Here is a 23087-nt window from a genome sequence, read left to right as displayed (position 1 = left end):
CTGGTGAGCGCATGACCGCGCTCACTCCCGTGCGAGACCCGATGAATGGTTTCGATCACCCGCCGACGTTGCCACACTCTGCCACGCGCGGCAGTGCACGGGAGCTCTCCACCCTCCTTGCATCACTTCAGCACATCAGCGTTGGCACATTCGCCGTTTCCGCGGCCACCTGGCAGGTCAGGGGCCCCCGAATCGGAGTGGACTCGGGCTCGGTGCTTCTCGGTTACATTCAACGCGTCGGGGACACTTTCGAGGCGACGAATCTCCTCCGGCCGTTGGAGAGCCGTGTGGCGTCCACGCTGGCCCAGGCGGCCGAAAGCATCGCAGCCGGGGCGGCAACAAAATGAGCGCTGAATCCCAGGCACCGACGACCTTCTCCCCGATCTCGCCTGTGCGCACCCCGGTCAACGCACGCAACCGACGCGACTCCGCGGATGCCTTCAGCGACTACCTGCGTCGCATCGGCCACGGTCCCCTCCTGAGCGCGGCGGACGAGGTCACCGTCGCCCGGCGCATCGAGGTCGGCCTATTCGCCACTGGGAAACTCGCCCACGGGGTTGATGACCCCGAGCTGTCCCGGGAACTCGCGTGGCTCGGCCACGATGGTGCACGGGCGAAAAACGATTTCATCGAGGCCAACCTGCGCCTCGTCGTCAGCATCGCCAAACGCTACTCCGGCCGAGGAACACTCATCATGGACCTCGTCCAGGACGGCAACATCGGCCTCGTCCACGCGGTTGAAAAGTTCGACTTCACAACCGGCTACAAGTTTTCCACCTACGCGACCTGGTCGATCCGCCAAGCCATCCACCGCGGCGTAGCTGACAAGTCCCGCATGATCCGCATCCCCGTCCATACCGCCGAGGAGCTCAATAAGATCAAGCGCATCCGCCGCGACCTTGCGACTTCCCTCGGGCGGGAACCCACCATCACGGATCTCGTGGCTGCCACCCAGCTCCCGCCCAAGGAAGTGTCCCGGTTGCTCGACTATGACCGCGAACCCATTTCCCTGGACATGCCGATCGGTGATGGTGTGGGTGACATCTCCGAACTCATCCAAGACGGCGACCTGCCCGAGCCCGAGGAATACGCGACCCTCACCCTGCGCCGGGCCGATATCACCTTTCAGCTCCGTCAGCTTCCGCCCCGGGAACAGGCCATCCTAACTGCCCGGTTCGGACTCGACGGCGGCGAGCCGCACACCCTCGAACAGGTCGCCGCCCTCCAAGGCGTCACCCGGGAACGCGTCAGACAAATTGAAAAACGCGCCCTCGCGCTCCTGCGGGTACCACGACTCGAACAATACCTCTACGACTAACCCGGCGAGGAAGCGCAGGCCCGAGGTCGGGTCCCGGTCCCGGTCCCGGTCCCGGTGGGGAGCCCCGCACTTTCATGTGCGTGTTTGTCGGCACCGGGCAGATTGCCACACGCAATCAGGCATGCCCCGAGGCAGCCACAATAGCGAGCTGAGCGAACTCGCTGAACTTGGCCGGGTCATTGAACCGCCTCGACATCAGCACGTCATGCCGCAGCTTGGCCAATGTGACGCGGCCGAACTAATGTGCGGTCCAGCATGCCAGGATGGCAGTAGCTACCTGGTACGAAAACGCAGTCCGGGTGACGCCATGCGGCCCGACCTTATCCGTCAACTTTCTGGCGTCAACTTGTAATGTCATGTTGTCCTTGAGGAAGACGACCACGCCGTCTGTGGTTTCGTAAGCAGACAATCCGAGATTCGCGAGTCCCTCAATAGGTTGGACGGGGGCAACGCTTCCTTGCACCGTGTCGAAGAAGCTGCGGGCAGACGCTGCGTCCGAGGATTCCTGGACCGAGATCACGAATTCTCCATCAGTCAGATGGTATTTGCAGGTGTATCGGCGATCGATCCAGCTGTCGACGGAGTGTGGCGGGGCGGCGAGAGCCAGCGCACGTGTGATGTTGTCGCGTGTTTCGGTGCCACAAATCATCTGTGATGCTGCGGACGGTCCTGCCTCCGCGCTACCTGCCGAGCTCGACTGCGGAATCGGGGAGGCCGACGTGCCTGGCATGGACATTCCGGGGGCCATTGTGTTCACGGCGCCGGAGGAGGTGGTCGCGCACCCCGCAAGTAAAACTGTGGAAGCCACCGCGATCGGAAGCAGCCAGACGCGCCTGTTGGTGCGCCTCTCAGTCCTACTACGCCGCATGGCTGGACACCAAGCTGGCGTAGACGACAACGTTGTCTGGGTACGTACGAGTGGTTTCGTTGAACTCTCCTCCGCAGGTGATCAGCCGTAGTCCCGCATGATCGGTGTTGCCGTAGACGGCGAACTGCGGAAAGTCATCTTTCGGGTATTCCTCCACTCCGTCGACCACGAATACCGCCACGGTCGCATCGGCTCGGGTAACCAAAATCTCGTCGCCGGGACGCATCTCGCCAAGTCGGTAAAACACCGCGCGCCCCTCCACCCTGGAGTCGACGTGACCCAAGATGACGGAAGGTCCGATCGCGCCGGGGGTGGGCGAACCGGTGTACCAGCCGGCCGGAGAGGCCTCGTCCAACGACGGCGTCTGCACCGTACCGTCAGGATTCTGTCCCAATTGCATCAGGACAGAGTCCACTTCAATCGCGGGGACGTTGATCTGGGTGGGCTCGGAGGCGGTCAAGGTCGGGCCGACAACCTGGTCAACCGGCGGAGTCGGCGGAACTGAGATGGGCTCCGGTGAGGGGGTGGCGGAGACGGACTCCGGTGAGGGGGTAGCGGAGACGGACTCCTGCGATGGGGCTGACACGGCAGCCGAGGCTGGCGGTCGTGGAGGAGGAGGGTTGCCCCACAGGGCGAAACCGGTCGCCGTACAGCCGACGGTGAAGAGCAGAACCGCCGCCGCGGTAGCCAGACGGCTACCGCGGCGACGCTTTTCAGCCGGGATAATCACCGGAGATCAATCCGATCTCAGCCTCGTGCGGTGAGACGTCGACGAATCATCACCGCGCCGCCTGCCGCGGCCAGGGCCCCGGCACCGAGGGCGAGAAGGCCCATGTCAGCACCGCTTGACGTGCTGCCACCGCCGGTTTCCACGCCACCGTCAGGCATGTTCGCCTGCGACGCGCTCAGGGCGCCGCACAGAGCCGGCGACGTTGCTGCCAGGGGCAGACTCGGAACCAAGTCACTCTTTGCGTCCTGTGCTGCTTTCGTCAAAGTGGCCGGGTCCAGCCCGTGGACCACCACAACCGCCGTGCCTGCCTCTAGCGAGGCCGCGGTGGCGGCATCCAGAGTGAAGGTTCGGCTGTAGTCGTAGTTTGCACCCATCCCGGCAAGGGTCAGATCAGTTCCGGCCGCCGGACTCGTGTCGCCACTCGTGGACAACGTTGTGCCAATCGCTCCGTAGGACGGCTGACCTTCGGTCGTGCTGATCACACCATCTCCATTGGTGTCAGCTGCCGTGGTGGGACATTCTCCCTTCGCACCGATGTGGATGTGCTGGACGTGCGGGTACGGCTTACCGTCGAAGGTCTCGGCCAAACCCGTGACGGTCTGGGTGACGGTGGCCTGATCACCGGAAACCTCAATGGAGAAGGTGCCACTGCCGTTGCTGCCGTTGATCGAATCAAGCGTTCCCTGGTAGGTCGCGTCACCAGTGGCTGCAAGGGCAGGGCCACCCGTCAAGACGGCGACACCCAAAGCAAAGGCGGGCACACACAGAAGTACTGTTTTCTTTTTCATCAGAATTCCTTACTAGGAGGTTGTTTTCATAACATGATCGGAAAAAAAACACGCATAAGTACAAGGAATCGATGACGTTTGCTCAACGCAACCCGCGCAATTAGGGGCCAGCAAACAGATACGACGTCTTACCACCAGAGCCTCTGCGTGAACGGCCTTTTTGTCAAGAGCCAATCGGAGGTGACGTGATCTCATCACCTCTAGCGAACCCCGGAATCTTGAGGTGCGGCGATTCGTACAGCAACGTCTCGTAATGCGGTTGTCGATCGTCGATGCTCACTGCCAGTTTCGAGACATCCTTTGCGGGAAACGGAAAGCACTGGAGCTTGGAATGGCCGGAGGGGCTTCTACTTCTTGGCCCAAAGCGTCGACCTCGTGCTCCTGGTAGACGAGTAGGGAATCGAGCTTGGCATTGATGTCGTGAACGATGTTCGGTTCAGATGCCGCCGACAGCTTTGCAAACGGCGGGGGCAAACGGCGGTCGGCCGCCGGGGTTCGACAAGGAGGCATACAAACGTCGCAACGTGATCGAGCGATGCTTCCAGGTCTTCAAACAATGTCGCGGCAGCGCAACCCGGTACGTCAAGCTCGCCGTCAACTACCGGTGCGAAGTCACCCTCCAAGCCATCACTATTTGGCTCAAGACGTTAGGAGAAACGCCCTAGCCGGGCCCGGCTAGGCCGGCTTCAGGACCATCAGGACGACCACGGCCACCAGGAGCAGCGAGGCGATGCCCGAGCCCATGGCAACGCGTGAGTAGCCGGCGACCTTGGCGCCGGCGACCCGGCTGCCGCTGGCGGATTGCTCCGCGAGGAGCTCCGAGGTCGACTTCATGGCCGGAATCACCAGGAACAGGCTGACCGCGAGGGCCGCCGCGTACAGCACGATCGACAGCCAGACCCAAGTGGAGGCGAAGGGAGCGTTGTCCCTGAAGTCCAGTGCGCCGAAGCCGAAAAGCACGACCAGCAGCGACAGAAGCGTGAAGATGTTCGTCGACTTCGCCAGGGCGGCAACCTGGCCGGCTTCCCCCGCGCGGATGGAGCGCATGGCTGACATGGGCAGGATGGCCATGGGCCCGACTATGAAGACGCCGGAGACAACGTGCAGGGTGCTGAGCAGGGGTTCCATTTCTTCAGCGTAGGCCCGGGCAGCGCCCTCGGGTGAACCGACACGTTTGAGGGGTTGGCGGTGGACCGCACCCCTCAAAGCTGTCGTTTCGACGCCCGAACCTCGGGGTGGTCGTCGGGCAGGGCGTTCCGGGAGCCGGTGCGCAGCAGCACGAGGTTCTTCCGCTCCCAGTCGAGCAGGGCCTGTCGCTGCGGATCGATCGCCCGGCTCTCCGCGCAGGCCGCCGCGGTGCGCCCGCAGATGCAGGCCAGCGGCGTGCCCTCCACAGCGTGGTGCAGCTGCCCGATCCGCCAGAGTACCGCCATCGCCCAGTCGAGCTGGCGGTGCGCAAGCTCGGTCTTCCGCTCCGCGCGCCGCACCAGATCGCTCTCGAGGAGCGCGCGCACCCCGGCGCTCTTCGCGGGGTCGGACTCGCCGGCCACGACGCCGCGCAGCTCCGCCACCTGCGCGGCGAGCCCGTCGATCACCGCCCGCTGTTCGGCATCCGCCACCGCCGACTTCTCGGCGAACTGGCGGTGATTCTCCTGCTGGTCGGCGTACTGGCCGACCCACAGCTTGATGTGTTCCGCGTCCCGGCGGGTGGCCTTCTCCGCCCCCAGGTGGTGCAGGCAGGAGGCGCAGACCACCTGGTCGGTCGCCGAGGTGAACGTGAACGGCTGCAGCGACTGGCAGCAGAAACACTGCGCCCGGATGGCCACATACAACGGATACGGGTGGGTCACGGTTGGTCCTTCGCTAGCCTTGGTCAGCCTTACCGCCGAGCGTACCAATCGGCGGGATGCCCCGGGCCGGCCCTTTCTCGCAACATCCCGCCGGGCACGTATCCGGCCACGGGCCGAGCGCGGTGAGCGCGCAGCGTTCCGGTGCCGTGGCCGGCGTGAGCCGCTCGAGCAGCAGGTCGACGAGCCCCGCAACGAACGTCGGGTGCAGGCCAGGGGTCGACACCCGGGCAAACCCCAGGTCGTGCGCCGCGGCCGTGGCCGCCGCCTCGGTGTCGAGGTCCCAGGTAACCTCCATATGGTCGGAGATGAACCCGATCGGCACCACCACGACGGCCCGGATGCCGGCCGCGCCGAGCAGCGCGATGGCATCGTTGACGTCCGGTTCGAGCCAGGGCATGGCGGGCGGACCCGACCTCGACTGGTAGGCCAGGGACCAGGCCGGTGTGACGCCGGCCGCGGCGCCATCGGCCGCCGCAGCGGCAACCGCGGCCATCACCACCTCGGCGACCGCCCGGTGCTGAGCCTCATAGGCGCCGCCGGTGCCGAAGGATCGCTCGCGCGGGCCGCTGCGCACGGCATCCGCCGCCGGAATGGAGTGGGTCGTGAAGAGCACGTGCACGTCGGACGGGGCCAGGCCCTGCCGGGCGAAGTCGGCGAGGGCAGAGCGCACGCCCAGCACAAACGGAGTGACGAAGCCGGGATGGTCGAAATAGGGGCGCACCGCGTCGATCCGCACATCGTCGCCGAGGCCGGTGGCGCCGCGCGCCTCGGCGAGGTCGTCCCGGTATTGCCGGCAGCTCGAGTAGGAGCTGTACGCGCTCGTCGTGAGCGCGAGCAGCCGAGTATGTCCGGCTTCGACGGCCTCGGCCACGGCGTCCCCCAGGTACGGAGCCCAGTTGCGGTTCCCCCAGTACACCGGCACGGCCGTGCCGCGAGCGGCCAGTTCGGCCTGGAGCGCGTCGCGGAGGGCGCGGTTCTGGGCATTCACCGGGCTCACACCGCCGGAGGCGCGGTAGTGGGTGGCCACGGTTTCCAGGCGGGCTTCCGGGATGCCGCGACCACGGGTGACGTTCCGGAGGAACGGAAGGACATCGTCCTGGCCCTCGGGTCCACCGAAGCCGAGGAGGATGACCGCGTCATACCCGGCCGGCTCCGCGCCGGCCGGGGGCACGTCGGGGCTACTCCCGGGCATCGACGAGGGCAGCAGCGGCCGCGCCGGGCTGGAACGGGCAGGCCGGGTCCTCGCCCAGCGGATCACCGCTCGATGCGAACGCGCGGGCTCGGGAGCCACCGCACAGGTCCGCGTACTCGCAGCTGCCGCAGCGACCGGTGAACTCCGTCGCCCTGATCTGTTTGAGCAGCGGGTTGTCCCGGTAGATCTCGGCCAGCGGGGTCGTGCACACATTACCGAGACCGAGCGGCAGGAACCCGGCCGGGTAGACCTCGCCGTCATAGGCCACGAAGACGATGCCCTTGCCATCGCGGGTCGACGCGGTCTGCGCCCTCGGCAGGCCAGCGGGCGGCCCCATCAGGGTTTCCAGCCGCGCGGACAGGGAGGTGTACCCTGCGCTCGTCGGCGCAGGGTCGCCGGCCCGGCGGCGGGCCACGACGCGCCGGAAGAAGGGTGCTTCAACCGTGCGCACGATGAAGCCGTGCTGGGAGGCGTCGAAGAGGAAGTGGCAGATGTCCTCGTGCTCGGCCGGGGTGACGGCCTCGGTCGAGATCCCGCGGCCGACCTGAACCAGGAAGAACACCTCCCAGATCGCGGCGCCGGCGTTCTTGATCAGGGCCGCGACATCCGCGAGTTCTTCGACGTTGGCGCGCATGACGGTCGTGTTGACCTGCACGGTCAGCCCGGCCGCAGCGAGGGCTCGGATCGCCGCCACTGTGTCGTTGAAGTGGCCCGGGATGCCGCGCACGCCCTCATGGGTTGCGGCGACGGCGCCATCGAGGCTGATCGATACCGCCTTGACCCCGCTCGCCACGATCCGTTCGATCATCTGCGGTGTGAGGGTCGGCGTCACCGAGGGGGACAGCGCCGTCGGCAGCCCAAGTCCGGTGGCGTAGTCGACGAGTTCGAACAGGTCCGGGCGCATCAGGCAATCTCCGCCGGTCAGCACCAGAATCGGGTACGGCCGGCCGAATCCGGCTACCTGGTCGATCAGGTCCTTGCCCTGAGTCGTCGTGAGCTCGCCCGGCAGGGCCTGCATCGTGGCGCTGGCCCGGCAGTGCTTGCAGGCGAGTGCGCAGGCCCGGGTGGTCTCCCAGAACACGAGCATCGGGCGCTGCGCGTAGTCCGGGCCCTTGCCCCGTCGAACGGCCGGCAGGGTCGGCAGCACCGCGGTCTCCCCGAGGGGGATGCCGAGGCCGCTCATGCGGACACCTCGCTCGCGGGACGCGCATTGTTCAGGAGGTGCACGAGCTTGTCGGCCGTCCGCTCGGCATCGGCCACACAGCTGGCCAGCCCGACCCCGCGGTAGGCGGAACCGGTCAGGTAGAGCCCCGGCAGCCGCCCCAGTGCTTCCTCCGCGGCCTCCAGCCGGCCCCGATGACCCACGATGTATTGGGGCATCCCCTGCATCCAGCGCTCGATGTGATGCTCGGTCGGGCGCCCGGTCAGGCCCATGGCCTCCACGAGCTCGGCGTGGACCTGGCTGACCAGGGTGTCCTCGTCGAGGTCGACCCAGCGCTGGTCCCGGCGCCGGCCCACCATGCAGCGGATGAGCACGGTGTTGGTGTCGGCGAGGTGCGGCCACTTTGCGCTGGACCAGGTGCAGCCGACGATGAGTTTGCCTTCCTCCGGCGGCACCAGGAACCCCGTTCCGTCCAGGTCGTGGCCGACGGCGGCGCGCGGGTAGGCCAGGCAGATCGTGGCGACATCGACGTACGGGATGCCGGCCAGCGCGGCGGCCAGGTCGGGGGCCTCCGCGCGCACCATGGCCGCCGCACCGAACGCGGGGATGGCGAGCACCACCGCGTCCGCCTCGAGGACCGTGCCATCGCTCAGGGTCACCTCGTAGCCGCCAGTTCCGCGCGCGACGGCGACGACCGCCGAGCCGAGGCGCACATCGTCGCCCTCGACGCGGGTGGCCAGCGCGTCGATCAACCGGGCCAGCCCCCCACGGAGCGTGACGAGGGCCGCACCGCCGGCACCGCCGGGCTTCGCCGCGGCGTTCTTACGCCGACCGCGCAGCCCGAGGTAGAGGCTGCGATTGCCGCGGGCGAGCGCCTCGATGTCGGGGGCCGTGCTGCGGGCGCTGAGCTCGTCCGCCCGACCGGCGTGTACACCTCCGAGCAGCGGGTCGACGAGCCGGTCGAACACCTGCGCACCCATTCGCGGTCGCACGAGTTCCGCGATCGTGGGGTCGTCGGGCAGCCCGACCGGGGCCGGTTTGACCAGGTCCAAAGCAGCGCGGGCCAGGCCGAGCGGCGACAGGAGGCGGGATTTCATCAGGGGAAGCAGGCGATCGGGGATGCCGAAGAGGGTGCCGGCGGGGAGGCGGCGAAGACTGCCGCGCGACCAGATCCGGGCACCGGACCCGGCCGGGGAAACGACGAGGGCGCTGAGGCCGAGGTCTTCGATGAGGGTTGCCGTCACGGGTGCGCGCACCATCAGCGCGTCAGGCCCCACGTCGACGAGGTGACCGCCGATCTGCTCGGTGGAAATCTTGCCTCCGAGCCGCGCCCCGCCCTCGACCAGAGTGAGGTGCACTCGGTCGCCGAGCCGGCGATGCAGGTAGTGTGCTGTCGCCAATCCGCTGATTCCGCCGCCGACGATGACGACCCGTGGTTGTGCGAGCACTGTATATTCCTCCAGTTGCCGGTGAATCCGGCGCAACCGGCAACCTGTGGCAATCCTTGTTGCTTTGATCCTACGACCGTCGGCTCCGGCAGGTTTTCACGGAACATCGGCGGCGGCCGCCGATCAACGACCGAATCGCCGCCCGGACCGGGCCCCGATCATGATGTAAATCTGACCGAATTCGGGTTATATTCTCTAATCTGCATATTCCGTCGGGTGGTCGCGCGAGACGGTGGCGCAGGCGCGTTCGACGGCGGCCACGGAAGCGATGACGTCCGCCGCATCCGTCGACCAGTTGCTCACAGACACCCGCAGCACGTCCCGGTTCCGCCACCGCGAGCCCGACATCCAGGCAGTCCCCCCGGCGAGCAGCGCCTCGGTCACCCGCCGGGTGCGTTCGTCGTCGCCGAAGCTGACGCAGACCTGGGTGAAGACCACCTCGTTCAGCACTTCGGCGCCCGGGATACGTGCGAGCCCGTCGGCGATGGCCCGGGCCTGATCGGCCAGGCGTTCCACCAGCGCCACCGTGCCGGACCGACCCAGGGAGCGCAGCGCCGCCCAGACCGGTACACCGCGCGCCCGGCGTGACAGCTCGGGAACCTTCTCATACGGGTCTCCGGGCCCGGTCTCGTCGGCGACGAGGTAGCTGGTGTGCACCCCGAAGGTGGAGCGCACCTCGGCGGGCCGGGCAACGATGGCGATGCCGCAGTCGTAGGGGACGTTGAGGGTCTTGTGCGCGTCGGTGGCCCAGGAATCGGCCAAATCGAGGCCCGCCAGCCGCTCACGGTAGCGCGGACTGGCGGCCGCCCAGAGGCCGAAGGCGCCGTCGACGTGAACCCACGCGCCGTGCCGGTGGGCGAGTTCGGTGAGTTCGCCCACCGGGTCGAAGGCGCCGGAGTGCAGGTTGCCGGCTTGCAGGCAGACGATCGTGGGACCCTCGCACCCGGCGAGCACCGCCGCACAGTCGTCAGGGAGCATCCGGCCCTGGTCGTCGGCCGCCACGACGATGGGGGCACCGAGACCCAGGTAGCGGAGGGCGAGGTCGATCACCGCGTGTCGTTCCTCGCCCACCAGCACGGAAACGCGCGGCGACCCGGACAGCCCCTTTTCGGCGACATCCCAGCCCACCTGACCGAGAACGTGATCCCGGCCGGCGGCCAGCCCCACGAAGTTGGCCATGGTGGCCCCGGTGGTGAAGCCCACGTCGGCGCCCGCCGGCAAGCCCAGGAGGTCGAGGATCCAGCCGCCGGCAGCCTCCTCGGCGGCCGCGGTCGCCGGCGTGGCGAAGCGCATGCCGGCGTTCTGGTCCCAGGCGCTGACCAGCCAGTCGGCGGCCAGGGCCGCCGGCAGCGTGCCACCGATCACCCAGCCGAAGAAACGACCGGACGGCATGGCCATCAGGCCCGGCTCGGCCAGCCGGGCGAGTTCGTCGATCACGGTTGCCGGGTCCGTCGGCTGCAGAGGCAGGGGCGCTGCGAAGCCCGTGGCGAGTGTGTCGGCGTTGGCCCGCGGCCCCACCGGGCGGGTGGGCAGGGAGGAGAGCCAGTCCAGGGCATGGACCCTGGCTCGCTCCAGCGCCGGGCGATAGTCCTCAGGGTCAGCAGACATGCTGAGATTTTATGCCCGCCCGGAGACCACCGAAAGAGCGCTGCTTTCCGGGCGCAGGTCGAGCCGCCGCAGCAGCTGCGCGTTCAGCGCGACGACCACCGTCGACGCCGACATGAGCAGCGCCCCGACCTCCATCGGCAGCACGAAGCCGATCGGGGCCAGCACGCCCGCAGCGAGCGGCACGGCCAGGAGGTTGTAGCCCGCGGCCCACCACAGGTTCTGGGTCATTTTGCGATAGCTCGCTCGGGACAGCTCGATCACCGAGAGCACTGAGCGCGGGTCGTCGCTGGCGAGGATGACCCCCGCGGAGGCGATCGCGACATCCGTGCCGGCCCCGATGGCGATGCCGACGTCGGCCTGGGCCAGCGCGGGCGCGTCATTGACGCCGTCGCCGACCATGGCGACCTTCCGGCCCTCGGCCTGCAGCTCGGCCACCTTCGCGGCCTTGTGCTCCGGGCGCACGCCGGCGAACACGCGGTCGATGCCGAGTTCACCGGCGACCGACCGGGCCACCGGCTCGGCGTCGCCGGTGATCATGACCACCTGGATACCCCGTGCGTGCAACGCGTCGACGGCCTGCCGGGATTCCGGTCGCACGGCGTCGGCCAGGCCGATCGCGCCGATCACCGTGTCTCCGCTCAGCACGTGCAGCACAATGGCGCCCTCGGCGGCCCACGACTCGGTCACCGGCAGTGGCCGCGCACCGTGTTCCCGGAGCAGTCCGGGGCCGCCGACGCTCACCCGCCGCCCGTCGACCGCGCCCGTGACGCCCACGGCCGCGGACGCCTGGAACCCCGTCGCCCGCGGCACGCTCACCCGGCGTTCGCGCGCCGCCGCCACGATGGCCCTGGCCAGCGGATGCTCGCTGTCGGCTTCCACGGCCGCCGACAGGGCCAGCAGCTCGCCTTCCGCCTCCGCCGCATCCGCGACCGGCTCGCCCGCCGCATCCGTCGCCGCGAGGTGCGTGACGGTGGGCGCGCCCATGGTCAGGGTGCCGGTCTTGTCGAACAGCACCGCGTCGACCGTGCGCATGCTCTCCAGAGCCAGCCGGTCCTTCACCAGCACACCCCCCTTCGCGGCCCGCTCGGTGGCGATCGAGACCACCAGCGGGATCGCGAGTCCGAGCGCGTGCGGGCAGGCGATCACGAGCACGGTCATGGTGCGCACGACGGCGATCTCCGGCACGCCGAGCAGCACCGACCAGACGACCGCGGTGAGCACCGCGGTGCCGAGCGCGAACCAGAACAGCCAGCCGGCGGCCCGGTCGGCGAGGCGCTGCGCGTGGGAGGACGACGCCTGTGCCTCCGCCACGAGCCGCTGGATGCCGGCCAGGGCCGTGTCGTCACCGACCGCGGTGACCCGCACCCGCAGCGCCGTGTCCGTGGCCACGGTGCCCGCCACGACCTGGTCGCCCGGCCCCCGGCGCACCGACCGCGACTCGCCCGTGATCATCGACTCGTCGACCTCGGCGGTGCCCTCGGCGACCTGCCCGTCGGCCGGCACCCGGCCGCCGGGGCGCACGATGACGAGGTCGCCCACCCGCAGCTCGGTCGGGGCCACCACCCGCACCTCGCCGCCCTCGACCCGCTCCGCCTCATCGGGCAGCAGCGCGGCCAGCGACTCGAGCGCCGTCGAGGTCTGGGCGAGCGACCGCATCTCGATCCAGTGGCCCAGCAGCATGATCGTGATCAGCAGCGCCAGCTCCCACCAGAAGTCGAGTTCGGGGGCCAGGATGCCCAGGCTCGCCCCCCACGAGGACACGAACGCGACCGTGATCGCGAGCCCGATCAGGAGCATCATGCCCGGCTTCCGCACCCGGAGCTCCCTGGCCGCCCCGCTGAGGAAGGGCTGCCCACCCCAGACGTACATGACCGTGCCCAGCACGGGTGAGATCCACTGGATTCCGGGCAGATCAGGCAGGTCATAGCCGAGGAGCATGGCGAACAGGGGGCTGAAAGCGACGACCGGCACCGTGAGGGCCAGCATCACCCAGAACAGTCGCCGGAACCGGGCCACGTGGTCGCCGTGGCCCGCGTGACCGGATTGATCCATCGCGCCGTGTGCGTGGTCCATGCGGACACGGTATACCCCCCAGGGGTATGCTAGCAAGGGTCAGAGCAGCACCGCACGACCGCGCAGCACCAAAACGTTAGGAATCCCCATGACGACCCCGACCCCGTCCAGCCTCACCGAGGAGTTCCTCGTCACCGGCATGACCTGCCAGCACTGTGTCGGCAGCGTCGTCACCGCACTCGGCGGACTCGACTCGGTGGAGGCCGTCACGGTAGATCTGACCAGCGGCGGTGCCTCCACCGTGCGAGTCACCAGCGCCGCCGCCCTGGACCGGGCCACCGTCGGATCGGCCGTCACCGCGGCCGGCTACCAGCTGGTCTGAGCCGCCGCTGGGCTTCACCGACGGCGGGACGGGCCGTGGGGCTTCTTCTTCCGGCCGGCCTTCGTCGTCGACAACGCGTTGGTCCTGATCGGCGCCTGACCGCGAGTCAGAGGGCGGCGTTCGCCTCCGGGCGCAACCGGATGAGCCGATGGGGGCCATCCTCCTGTAGTTCGGCGACGTCGCCGCGGGAGGAGAGAAAATCGGTGAAGGAACGGAAGCCGAGCGGCTTCTCATTGAACGAGGGGTCCATCCGGCGCATCTGGTTCTTCACCGATCCGGTGTTCAGCCACTCGTCGTCGTCGCCCTTGGCGTGAGCGATCTTCAGGGCGCGCACGAGGAGTTCCGTCGCGATTGTCTGCGGGTCGATGTCCTCGACCGGTTCCGGTTCATCGAATGACGACTCCACGGTGTGCGAGAACATCGGAACCATCGTCAAATTGCGGGCCGTGATGGGGGGCGTCTCGAGCTCCGCAACCGCGACCGCGACAGCGGATCCGGTGGCCTTCCTGCTCGACTTGGCCTTCTCCGCAGTCTCCGCGGCCGCAGGAGTGCTGGGGGTGACCTTGGCAATTCCGGGGAGGGAGTCGTAGTCCTCGAATTCGTCGCAGGCGGCCGCGAGGGAGGTGCTGGTCGACCCGGCGACTCCGATCCCGACGACGAAGCGACCGAGCCGTTTCGACTTCTGGGCCAGGGCGATGTAGTCGGAGTCGCCGGCGATGATGATGACGTGGGTGAGGTCGGGCAGCCGGAAGAGGTCTTCGACCACGTCGACGGCGAGACGGATGTCCGCTCCGTTCTTCGTGCCTCTCGTGGTCGTGGTGAACAGCTGGGTGAGGTCGACGGCGCGAGACATGAGCTGGCGCTGGTAGCTCGCATTGACGGGCACCGACCAGTCGGCGTAGGCACGGTTGACGACCAACGTGCCGAATGACGCGGCGAAATCGATGATGGCGTTGAAATCGACGGTGGCGGCGTTCAGCCTCGCCGCGACGACGGGGTCGGCGTCCGCGCTGGCCCGGTCGAAGTTGCGGATGCCATCGCGCTGGAAGGCATTGCGACCGTGCAGTTGCTGATAGCGCGAGATGACGATGTTGTCGAAGTCGATGTAGAGGCCGACGCGTGCGTCGTTCGGTTCAGTCATGGTGGGTTCCTTCGCTACCGGGCAGACGAATCGGTCGCAACCCTGAACTCAAGTCTGCTGCGCGCGATGCGACGACGGCAACTCGCCGACCGGGAGGTGCACAATGAATCATGGCCAACGACGAACCATGCCCGGTTTTCTTTCTCTCGGATAGCACCGGTATCACGGCGGAAACGCTCGGGAGCACCCTGTTGTCCCAGTTCCCCACCCTGGAGTTCGACCGCACGACGATTCCGTTCATCCTGAACGTGGACCAGGCCCAATCCGTGGTCGATCAGATCGACGGCCTGGTGGAACGCGGGCAGAAACCGATCGTGTTCTCCACGGCCGTGACCAGCGACATCCGTCACACCCTGGGCACCTGCAAAGCCACCCTGATCGACCTGCTCGGAACCTACCTCGGCGAGCTCGAGGAGACCCTGGGAACCCAGGCCAGCAACGAACCCGGGCGCGCTCACGGCCTCGGCAACGCCGCCCGGTACCAGTCCCGCATGACGGCGGTCGAGTACGCGATGGAGCACGATGACGGTCAGAGCCTGCGCGCGCTCGAGAAGGCACAACTGATCCTGGTGGCCCCGTCCCGCTGCGGCAAGACGCCGACCACGATGTACCTGGCACTGCAGCACGGCATCTTCGCCGCGAACTTCCCGCTGGTCGACGAGGACTTCGAGCGGGAGGGCCTCCCCAAGCCGCTGCGGCCGTTCGTGGACAAGTGTTTCGGGCTCACCACCAATCCCCTGCGGCTGAGCCAGGTGCGCACCCAGCGCCGGGAGGGTTCGCCCTACGCCTCCCTGCGGCAGTGCGGATTCGAGCTGCGCAGCGCGGAACGGCTCTACGCCTCCCACGGAATCCCGTTCCTCAACTCGGCCAGCATGTCCGTGGAGGAGATGTCGGCCATGATTCTGCAGCAGATGCATCTCAAACGCTGAACCGGATAGACCTGACACTATGGAACCGGGCGCTCATCCACGAGACGAGCCGCTCCACCGCCGCGGCCGAACCTCGGGTCGCACACTGCAAGGGAGCAGAACACATGACGACAGACATCCTCTGGTTTTCGGAAATCGGACTCACGGACCTGGACCGGGTCGGCGGCAAGAACGCCTCCCTGGGCGAGATGGTGCAGAACCTGACGTCGGCCGGCGTCAAAGTGCCCGACGGCTTCGCCACGACCGCTGACTCCTACCGCCGCTTCCTCTCCGATTCCGGGTTGGACCAGCGGATCATCGAGCGACTGCGCGGCCTCGACATCGACGACGTCACCGAGCTGGCAGCGGCCGGCAAGGAAATCCGCGGCCTGATGCGCGGCACGCCCTTCCTGCCCGAGTTCGAGTCCCAGATCCGCGCGGCCTACGCGGCCCTGGTCGAGAAACACGGCGGCTCCGACGACATCTCCTGGGCGGTGCGATCCAGCGCCACGGCCGAGGACCTTCCGGATGCGTCCTTCGCCGGCCAGCAGGAGACGTTCCTGAATGTGCGCGGGATCGAGAACATCCTGCCGGCCATCAAGGATGTCTTCGCCTCGCTCTACAACGACCGGGCGATCGCCTACCGGGTGCACCACAACTTCGAGCACGCCGAGGTGGCGCTGTCGGCCGGAATCCAGCGAATGGTGCGCTCGGACATCGGCTCCTCCGGGGTCATGTTCACGATGGACACCGAATCCGGTTTCCGCGACGCGGTCTTCATCACCTCGTCCTACGGCCTGGGCGAGGCCGTAGTTCAGGGCGCCGTCAACCCCGACGAGTTCTACGTCTACAAGCCGGCGCTCGAGGCCGGCCGTCCCGCCATCCTGAAGCGCACCCTCGGCGAGAAGGCGTTGCAGATGACCTTCACGCAGAACCGCGAGATCGGCCGCACGATCGACTTCGTGCCCGTGGACGTCGACCTCCGCAACCTGTTCAGCATCACCGACGACGACGTGGAGGAGCTGGCTCGCCACGCCCTCTCGATCGAGGCGCACTACGGGCGCCCGATGGACATCGAGTGGGGCAAAGACGGCGTCGACGGTGGCATCTACATCCTGCAGGCCCGCCCGGAGACCGTGCAGTCGCGGACGACCGCGGTCTCCCAGAGCCGATTCAGGATGAACGAGACCGGCAAGGTCCTGGTCGAGGGTCGCGCCATCGGCCAGCGGATCGGCGCCGGACGTGTGCGCATCCTCTCCTCCATCGACCAGATGGCGAGCTTCGCCACCGGCGACGTGCTCGTCGCGGACATGACCGACCCCGACTGGGAACCGATCATGAAGCGCGCCAGCGCCATCGTGACCAACCGCGGCGGCCGCACCTGCCACGCCGCGATCATCGCCCGCGAACTCGGCATTCCCGCGGTCGTCGGGACCGGGACCGCCACCGACATCCTCTCCGACGGCCTCGAGGTCACGGTGTCCTGCGCCGAGGGTGAGGCGGGCCTGATCTACGAGGGCCTCCTCGACTTCGGAGTCGAAGAGACCGCGCTCACCACCCTGCCGCCGGCGCCGGTGAAGGTCATGATGAATGTCGGGACCCCGGAGCAGGCGTTCACGTTCGCCCAACTGCCCAACCACGGCGTCGGCCTCGCCCGGCTCGAATTCATCATCAACCGGCAGATCGGCATCCACCCCAAGGCCCTGCTGAATCTGGCCGACCAGCCGGCCGACGTGGCCCGGGAGATCAACACCCGCATCGCCGCCTACGGCTCCCCGCGGGAGTACTACATCAAGCGCCTGGCCGAGGGCGTGTCGACGATCGCGGCCGCGTTCGCGCCGGAGACCGTGATCGTGCGGATGAGCGACTTCAAGTCCAACGAGTACGCCAACCTGATCGGCGGACCGGCCTACGAGCCGCACGAGGAGAACCCGATGCTCGGGTTCCGCGGGGCGTCCCGCTACCTCGAGCCCTCATTCCGGGACTGCTTCGACCTCGAATGCGAGGCGCTGTCGTTCGTACGCAACGAGATGGGGCTGACCAACGTCAAGCTGATGATCCCCTTCGTGCGCACCCTGGACGAAGCCGCGGGCGTCATCGAACTTCTCGCCGAGAACGGGCTGCGCCGCGGGGAGAACGGCCTCGAGATCGTGATGATGTGCGAGCTGCCGGCCAACGCGCTGCTTGCCGACGAATTCCTGGACTACTTCGACGGCTTCTCCATCGGTTCCAACGATATGACACAGCTGACGCTCGGCCTCGACCGTGACTCGGCGATCGTGGCCGGCGGCTTCGACGAGCGCAACCCGGCCGTGAAGAAGCTGCTCAGCATGGCGATCGCGGCCTGCAAGGCCCGCGGCAAGTACGTGGGCATCTGCGGCCAGGGCCCCAGCGACCACCCGGACTTCGCCGAGTGGCTCGTCGCCGAGGGCATCGACTCCGTGTCGCTGAACCCCGACACCGTGGTCGACACCTGGCTACGCCTCGCAGGCGTCACCGCAGGCAGCAATCACTTCGGCACGGATGACACCGGCACCGATCCCGAGGAGGCCTCGGCCGCCTGATCGGTCGGTCGGCGGGCCCGTGGTCGAGCCCGTCCGGTGCCCCGGCGCACGTGGTGGAACCGGGCGCATCCGCCTTCTAACCGCACCAATGCGGAAGGAAACCGGACACGCTGCGATTGCTGGTGCCGCGGTCGAGATCGATCAGGGTGGTCGTCATGCCCGAGAACGCGGGCAGGGTCGGGTAGCCGTCACCGAGGGCGGCTGCCGGGATCGTCTCCACCGCCAGGTATTGGCCGTTCGGGGAGACGCAGAAATCCCGCACCCGCGACGACTCCGACGCGGGTGTGAACGCGACGCCCGAGTCGTCGGCGTCGGTGACGGCGATCAGGGAGGCCGGCTGGTCGATGTCGACGGTGCCCTGCAGGAACAGGCGGGCATAGCGCCCCTGTTCGGAGAGGAGCACGAGCTTGCCGGGATCGGCGCTCCCGTCGAGCAGGCTGGGCGCGAGGTCGAGGGTGGTCCCGGCCCCGTCGACGAGGTCGATCGTCGAGAGCTGGTCGGGGTCGGCGACGACGAGCGCGCGAGTGCCGGGCACGAATCCGCGCATCGCTGCATGCTCGCCCAGCGGGGTCAGCTCGGCGTCCCCGCGCGGATCGACCAGAAACAGTGACTGCCCGTCGTTCTGCACGACCAGGGTGGCGCTGTCCGGCACGAACGCCAGGTCCATCACCGTCATCGGCAGGCCACCCACCCCGGTGACCTCGGCCGGGAGGCCCGAATGCTCCGTCAGGTCGTAGACGAAGGGCGTGCGGTCGTAACGTCGACCCTCCGCCCCCGGAGCACTGGTGAAGGCGTAAGCGATCAGGTATTTCGACGGGGAGGACACCAGGTTCTCGATGGCGCCCGCGCCCGGCACGGGCACCTGCACGTTCGCTCCGCCCGCGAACGAGACCACCTCGAGGCCGGCCGTGTCGTCATCGGCGAGCGTGACGGCGGCGAGGTGGTTCTCCAGGACGGCATACTGCTGGATTCGCGGGGCGCCGAACACAATGTCGCCGTCACCCCGGCCCTGCAGGGTCGTGCGGCGCACGGTGTCGGGCCGCTTCGCGCCGGCATCGTCCACCCGGCTATCTCGCTGCAGCGCATAGATGTCACTGTCCGGGGTCGTGAACTCGTGCTCCAGGGTCGAGGTGGCGTCCCGGGTGGTGCTCGCGACATCCGTCACCGTCACCGTATACCGGGTGTTGTAGCGCAGGATGCCGACGAACCGAACCGTGAGCTCACGGTCGGTGACGGTCGTGGAGACCTCTATTGCCGGGGACACAGTGACCTGGGAGGCCGCGACCTCGGCCAGGGCCTGGTTCGCAGTGAGCAGCAGACGGGGGTTTCCGCGGAGGACGGAGGCGCCGAGGTTGATCTCGGCGGAGGCCAGGCGGGGACCCTGGCTGAAGTTCGCCGCAGCGAGGCCCGCCACCAGCAGAACGAGCACCGCGATCGCGACCAGGAAGCGGCGGCCGGGCCACCGAGCGGGGCGCGCGGCCGCCTCCGGCGCGGGGGCAACCGGGTACGCGCTCGGTTCGCGGTTCATCCGGTCAATCGTACCGGGCGGGATCCGGGCAACAGGAGTCCGGGGCTCCCCGGTGGCGCAACCGGGGGAATCGGCGCACCGGCCTCGGGGGCATAGGATCGTTTGTGTACTCAGGCGCATGCAGTCCTTGACCTGTCCGCATCGTCGTCAATCGCGTTCTCGCCGCGTTGGCGCACCTCACGTCGATCCACCCTGATCGAGATCGTGACCCCATGACCGATTTGATCAGACCCCTGTCTGAGGACCTACCGAGCAAGGCACCAGTTATGACTTCTACGCGATCCCCCCTGTCGCGCGCAGAAACGCGCGACCGGCTCCTGACCCTGCGCGGCGTGCTCTTCGACCTCGACGGGGTGCTCACGCCCACCGCCGATGTCCACATGGCCGCCTGGTCGCGCCTGTTCACCCCGTTCCTCGAGGAACAGGGAGCGAGCCCCGCCTACAGCGACGCCGACTACTTCCAGTACATCGACGGCAAGCCCCGCTATGACGGCGTGCGGTCGCTGCTCGCTTCCCGCGGCCTCCAGCTGCCCGATGGCGACCCGACGGATGCCCCCGAGCTGAACACCGTCTGCGGCCTCGGCAACCGCAAGAATGAGGCCTTCAGCGAGACCCTCGCCGAAGACGGCGTGACCCCGTACCCGGGTTCCATCGAGTTCCTCGACTATGTCGTGTCCGCCGGCCTGGCCGTGGCCGTCGTCACCAGCTCACGCAACGGGGAGAAGACCCTCGCGGCCGCCGGCATCCGTGGCCGCTTTGAAATCGTCGTCGACGGCCTGCTCTCCGCCGAGCGCGGCCTGGCCGGCAAGCCGGCCCCCGACACCTATGAGCTCGGCGCCCAGCTGCTCGGACTCACGGCCGCCCAGTGCGTCGTCGTCGAAGACGCGCACTCGGGCATCCAGGCCGGGCGCGCCGGCAACTTCGGCCTCGTGCTCGGAGTGGACCGCGGCGTGGGTGCGCAGACCCTCCTCGGAGCCGGCGCCGACGTCGTCGTCCCCGACCTCCACGACCTGCTCCCCCACGCCGAAACGGAGGCCGGCGTATGAACCGGAACACCGACACAACCGACCCCCTCGACCGCAACCGGTTCCCGATCGACGAGTGGGCCCTGGTCGAGAAGGATTTCTCCGGCGACGACATGGGTCGCACCGAGACGCTGTTCGCCGTCGGCAATGGCTACCTCGGCCTGCGCGGCAACGTGGACGAGGGCCGGGACGGCCACGCCCACGGCACCTTCATCAATGGGTTCCACGAGACCTGGCCGATCCGGCACGCGGAAGAGGCCTTCGGCTTCGCGCGCGTCGGGCAGACGATCGTCAACGCGCCGGACGCCAAGATCATCCGCATCTACGTGGACGACGAGCCGCTCGTCCTGACCCTCGCGGACCTGCTCAGCTACGAGCGCCGCCTCGACTTCGCCGGCGGCATCCTCTCCCGGTCCCTCGAATGGCGCACGCCCTCGGGCAAGCGCGTGTTGATCCAGTCGCGCCGCCTGGTGTCGTTCACCGAACGCCACCTCGCGATCATCGAGTACGAGGTGACCATGCTCGACGCCGACGCGTCGGTCGTCATCTCCAGCCAGATCCTCAACCGCCAGGACGGCATCGGCGAGTACGACGCCCCCAAGCCCACCAACGGCAAGGATTTCGACCCGCGCAAAGCGGAGTCGTTCACCGACCGGGTGCTACGCCCCCGCTTCAAGCGGGCAGCCGACGGCCGCTACATCCTCGGCTTCCGCTGCACGAACTCGGGTATGACCATCGCCTGCGCGGCCGACCACCAGCTCGAGACGATCAACGAGTACGACGAGGCCTCGCACATCGGCGACGACATCGCCAAGCACGTCTACCGCATCAAGGCCAAGCAGGGCCAGTCCATCCGGCTGACCAAGACCCTGAGCTACCACACCTCCACCGGCGTGCCCACGCACGAGCTCGCCGACCGGTGCGACCGCACGCTCGACCGCGCCGTCGAGGCCGGGACCGAGCACTACGTCGCCGAGCAGCGCGACTGGCTCACCGCCTTCTGGGCGCGTACGGATGTCGAAATCGTCGGCCAGCCCGCCCTCCAGCAGGCCACCCGGTGGAACTTCTTCCAGCTCGCGCAGGCCTCCATGCGGGCCGACGGTCAGGGTGTGTCCGCGAAGGGCGTGTCCGGTTCCGGCTACGGCGGCCACTACTTCTGGGACACGGAAGTCTACGTGCTCCCGTTCCTGACCTACACGTCGCCGAACGCGGCACGCAACGCGCTGCGGTTCCGGCATGCAATGCTCGATCACGCCCGGGCCCGGGCCACCGAGCTGAACCAGCTCGGTGCACTGTTCCCGTGGCGCACAATCAACGGCCTGGAGTCGTCGGCGTACTACGCCGCCGGCACCGCGCAGTACCACATCGACGCTGACATCTCTTATGCGCTCAGCCAGTACGTGTCGGCCACCGGCGACGAGGACTTCCTCTCCCGCGAGGCCATCGACATCCTGGTGGAGACGGCTCGCATGTGGGCGGACCTCGGCTTCTGGCGCGGCAACGGCAACGACGTCTTCCACATCCACGGCGTCACCGGGCCCGACGAGTACACGACGGTCGTCAACGACAACCTGTACACGAACATCATGGCCCGCTCGAACCTGCGGGCCGCGGTCAAGGGAGTGCGGCGGCTGCGCGAGGTCGACATCGCGTCCTACGACTTCATGGTCGCCCGCCTCGGACTCGACGAGGCCGAGATCATCGAGTGGTCGTTCGCCGCGGAAGCGATGCACATCCCCTTCGACGAGACCCTGGGCATCCACCCGCAGGACGCGCAGTTCCTCGAAAAGGAACGCTGGGACCTCTCGCAGACCCCGCCGGCCAACCGCCCGCTGCTGTTGCACTACCACCCCCTCGTGATCTACCGCTTCCAGGTGCTCAAGCAGGCGGATGTCGTGCTCGCCCTCCTGCTGCAGGGCGACGAGTTCACGGCGGAGCAGAAACGCGCCGACTTCGACTACTACGACCCGATCACCACGGGTGACTCGACGCTGTCCGACGTCGTGCAGTCGATCATCGCGGCCGAGGTGGGCTACCACGAGCTCGCGCTCAAGTACTTCACGTCGGGTCTGTTCGTCGACCTCGCCGATCTGCACCACAACGCAGCGGACGGCGTGCACGTGGCATCCGCCGGCGGTGTCTGGAGCGCGCTCGTCTACGGCTTCGGCGGTATGCGCGACCACGGCGGAAAAATCACCCTCGACCCGCGCCTGCCCGAGACCTGGGAGGCGCTGACCTTCCGCATCACGCTTCGGGGAACCCGGCTGCGCGTGGACGTGCGCCAGACCGAGGTCAACCTCACGGTCGAAGAGGGCGTCGACGTCATGCTGGCCGTGCGCGGCGTCTCCGTCATCGTGCGGATGGGCCTGCCCGTCACGGTTCCGCTGGCCCACCAGGGCCCGCGCGACTCCGGCTCACCCTCGCGGACGCTGGTCGAGGGCGGGCGACGGGCCGACGGCACCGTCATCACGTCGTCGATCCCGACGATCGCCCACAGCGCCGAGTTCCTGGAGCCGAACGACTAGTCCCAGGAACCTCGGCGGGGTGAGCGGTTGCGCGGGT

General features: G+C 68.0%; 19 protein-coding genes. 7 read left to right on the top strand and 12 right to left on the bottom strand.

Features of this window, described 5'->3' with window-relative positions:
- On the top strand, positions 1–347 hold a 347-nt coding region (locus E3T23_RS15505), incomplete at its 5' end, for a hypothetical protein (RefSeq protein ID WP_206750242.1).
- Complete coding sequence (locus E3T23_RS12020; RefSeq protein WP_134370654.1) at positions 344–1318, top strand: sigma-70 family RNA polymerase sigma factor; 975 nt, start codon at positions 344–346, stop codon at positions 1316–1318. The genes E3T23_RS15505 and E3T23_RS12020, both read left to right, overlap by 4 nt.
- Before the next feature lie 238 nt (positions 1319–1556).
- On the opposite strand, the gene E3T23_RS12015 is transcribed toward E3T23_RS12020, so the two are convergent.
- The 10 genes from E3T23_RS12015 to E3T23_RS11965 all read right to left on the bottom strand — a co-directional run bounded on the left by E3T23_RS12015 (position 1557) and on the right by E3T23_RS11965 (position 13037).
- On the bottom strand, positions 1557–1967 hold the full coding sequence (locus tag E3T23_RS12015; RefSeq protein WP_134370653.1) for a hypothetical protein: 411 nt from the start codon (positions 1965–1967) through the stop codon (positions 1557–1559).
- A gap of 208 nt (positions 1968–2175) precedes the next feature.
- Complete coding sequence (locus E3T23_RS15460; RefSeq protein WP_198416215.1) at positions 2176–2646, bottom strand: class F sortase; 471 nt, start codon at positions 2644–2646, stop codon at positions 2176–2178.
- 287 nt (positions 2647–2933) lie between these two features.
- Entirely contained in the window at positions 2934–3704 is a 771-nt protein-coding gene (locus E3T23_RS12005; RefSeq protein WP_134370649.1) for a hypothetical protein, read from the bottom strand.
- A 675-nt stretch (positions 3705–4379) separates the two neighbouring features.
- The gene (locus E3T23_RS11995; RefSeq protein ID WP_134370646.1) at positions 4380–4832 is read right to left on the bottom strand and encodes a DUF2269 family protein; all 453 of its coding nucleotides are present in this window, start codon (positions 4830–4832) and stop codon (positions 4380–4382) included.
- A 74-nt stretch (positions 4833–4906) separates the two neighbouring features.
- Positions 4907–5554 carry a hypothetical protein gene (locus tag E3T23_RS11990; protein WP_134370644.1) on the bottom strand — a complete coding sequence of 216 codons (648 nt, stop codon included), beginning with the start codon at positions 5552–5554 and terminating at the stop codon, positions 4907–4909.
- A 13-nt stretch (positions 5555–5567) separates the two neighbouring features.
- On the bottom strand, positions 5568–6746 hold the full coding sequence (locus E3T23_RS11985; protein WP_134370642.1) for a ferrochelatase: 1179 nt from the start codon (positions 6744–6746) through the stop codon (positions 5568–5570).
- Positions 6733–7929: a TIGR04053 family radical SAM/SPASM domain-containing protein gene (locus tag E3T23_RS11980; protein ID WP_134370641.1), complete on the bottom strand. Its 1197-nt coding sequence runs from the start codon at positions 7927–7929 to the stop codon at positions 6733–6735. The genes E3T23_RS11985 and E3T23_RS11980 overlap by 14 nt, the downstream gene beginning before the upstream one ends.
- Positions 7926–9356 (bottom strand): protoporphyrinogen oxidase, encoded by a 1431-nt coding sequence (gene hemG / locus E3T23_RS11975; RefSeq protein WP_166806280.1) that lies wholly within the window; start codon positions 9354–9356, stop codon positions 7926–7928. Before hemG ends, E3T23_RS11980 begins: the two co-directional genes overlap by 4 nt.
- A 195-nt stretch (positions 9357–9551) precedes the next feature.
- Entirely contained in the window at positions 9552–10964 is a 1413-nt protein-coding gene (locus tag E3T23_RS11970; protein ID WP_134370637.1) for a pyridoxal phosphate-dependent decarboxylase family protein, read from the bottom strand.
- A 9-nt stretch (positions 10965–10973) separates the two neighbouring features.
- Positions 10974–13037: a heavy metal translocating P-type ATPase gene (locus E3T23_RS11965; RefSeq protein ID WP_134370636.1), complete on the bottom strand. Its 2064-nt coding sequence runs from the start codon at positions 13035–13037 to the stop codon at positions 10974–10976.
- Between the two features lie 88 nt (positions 13038–13125).
- Here E3T23_RS11965 and E3T23_RS11960 point away from each other — a divergent pair, with 88 nt between their 5' ends.
- The gene (locus tag E3T23_RS11960) at positions 13126–13359 is read left to right on the top strand and encodes a heavy-metal-associated domain-containing protein (RefSeq protein ID WP_134370634.1); all 234 of its coding nucleotides are present in this window, start codon (positions 13126–13128) and stop codon (positions 13357–13359) included.
- Positions 13360–13465: 106 nt separating this feature from the next.
- Here E3T23_RS11960 and E3T23_RS11955 read toward each other — a convergent pair whose 3' ends face one another.
- Positions 13466–14500 (bottom strand): NYN domain-containing protein, encoded by a 1035-nt coding sequence (locus tag E3T23_RS11955; RefSeq protein WP_134370632.1) that lies wholly within the window; start codon positions 14498–14500, stop codon positions 13466–13468.
- Positions 14501–14610: 110 nt separating this feature from the next.
- Between E3T23_RS11955 and E3T23_RS11950 the strand changes: the two genes are divergently transcribed.
- Together E3T23_RS11950 and ppsA are read left to right on the top strand one after the other, a co-directional pair.
- Complete coding sequence (locus tag E3T23_RS11950) at positions 14611–15429, top strand: pyruvate, water dikinase regulatory protein (protein ID WP_134370630.1); 819 nt, start codon at positions 14611–14613, stop codon at positions 15427–15429.
- A 104-nt stretch (positions 15430–15533) separates the two neighbouring features.
- Complete coding sequence (gene ppsA, locus E3T23_RS11945; protein WP_134370628.1) at positions 15534–17972, top strand: phosphoenolpyruvate synthase; 2439 nt, start codon at positions 15534–15536, stop codon at positions 17970–17972.
- A gap of 76 nt (positions 17973–18048) precedes the next feature.
- On the opposite strand, the gene E3T23_RS11940 is transcribed toward ppsA, so the two are convergent.
- Positions 18049–19500, bottom strand: a complete 1452-nt coding sequence (locus E3T23_RS11940; protein WP_134370627.1) for a hypothetical protein — start codon at positions 19498–19500, stop codon at positions 18049–18051.
- Positions 19501–19766: 266 nt separating this feature from the next.
- Here E3T23_RS11940 and E3T23_RS11935 point away from each other — a divergent pair, with 266 nt between their 5' ends.
- Together E3T23_RS11935 and E3T23_RS11930 are read left to right on the top strand one after the other, a co-directional pair.
- Positions 19767–20546 (top strand): HAD family hydrolase, encoded by a 780-nt coding sequence (locus tag E3T23_RS11935; RefSeq protein WP_134370625.1) that lies wholly within the window; start codon positions 19767–19769, stop codon positions 20544–20546.
- Positions 20543–23050: a glycoside hydrolase family 65 protein gene (locus tag E3T23_RS11930; RefSeq protein ID WP_134370623.1), complete on the top strand. Its 2508-nt coding sequence runs from the start codon at positions 20543–20545 to the stop codon at positions 23048–23050. The genes E3T23_RS11935 and E3T23_RS11930 overlap by 4 nt, the downstream gene beginning before the upstream one ends.
- Positions 23051–23087 lie beyond the last annotated feature (37 nt).

The organism is Cryobacterium cheniae, from assembly GCF_004403395.1.
Taxonomy (GTDB): domain Bacteria; phylum Actinomycetota; class Actinomycetes; order Actinomycetales; family Microbacteriaceae; genus Cryobacterium; species Cryobacterium cheniae.
This window is presented reverse-complemented; position numbering and strand designations above follow the sequence as displayed.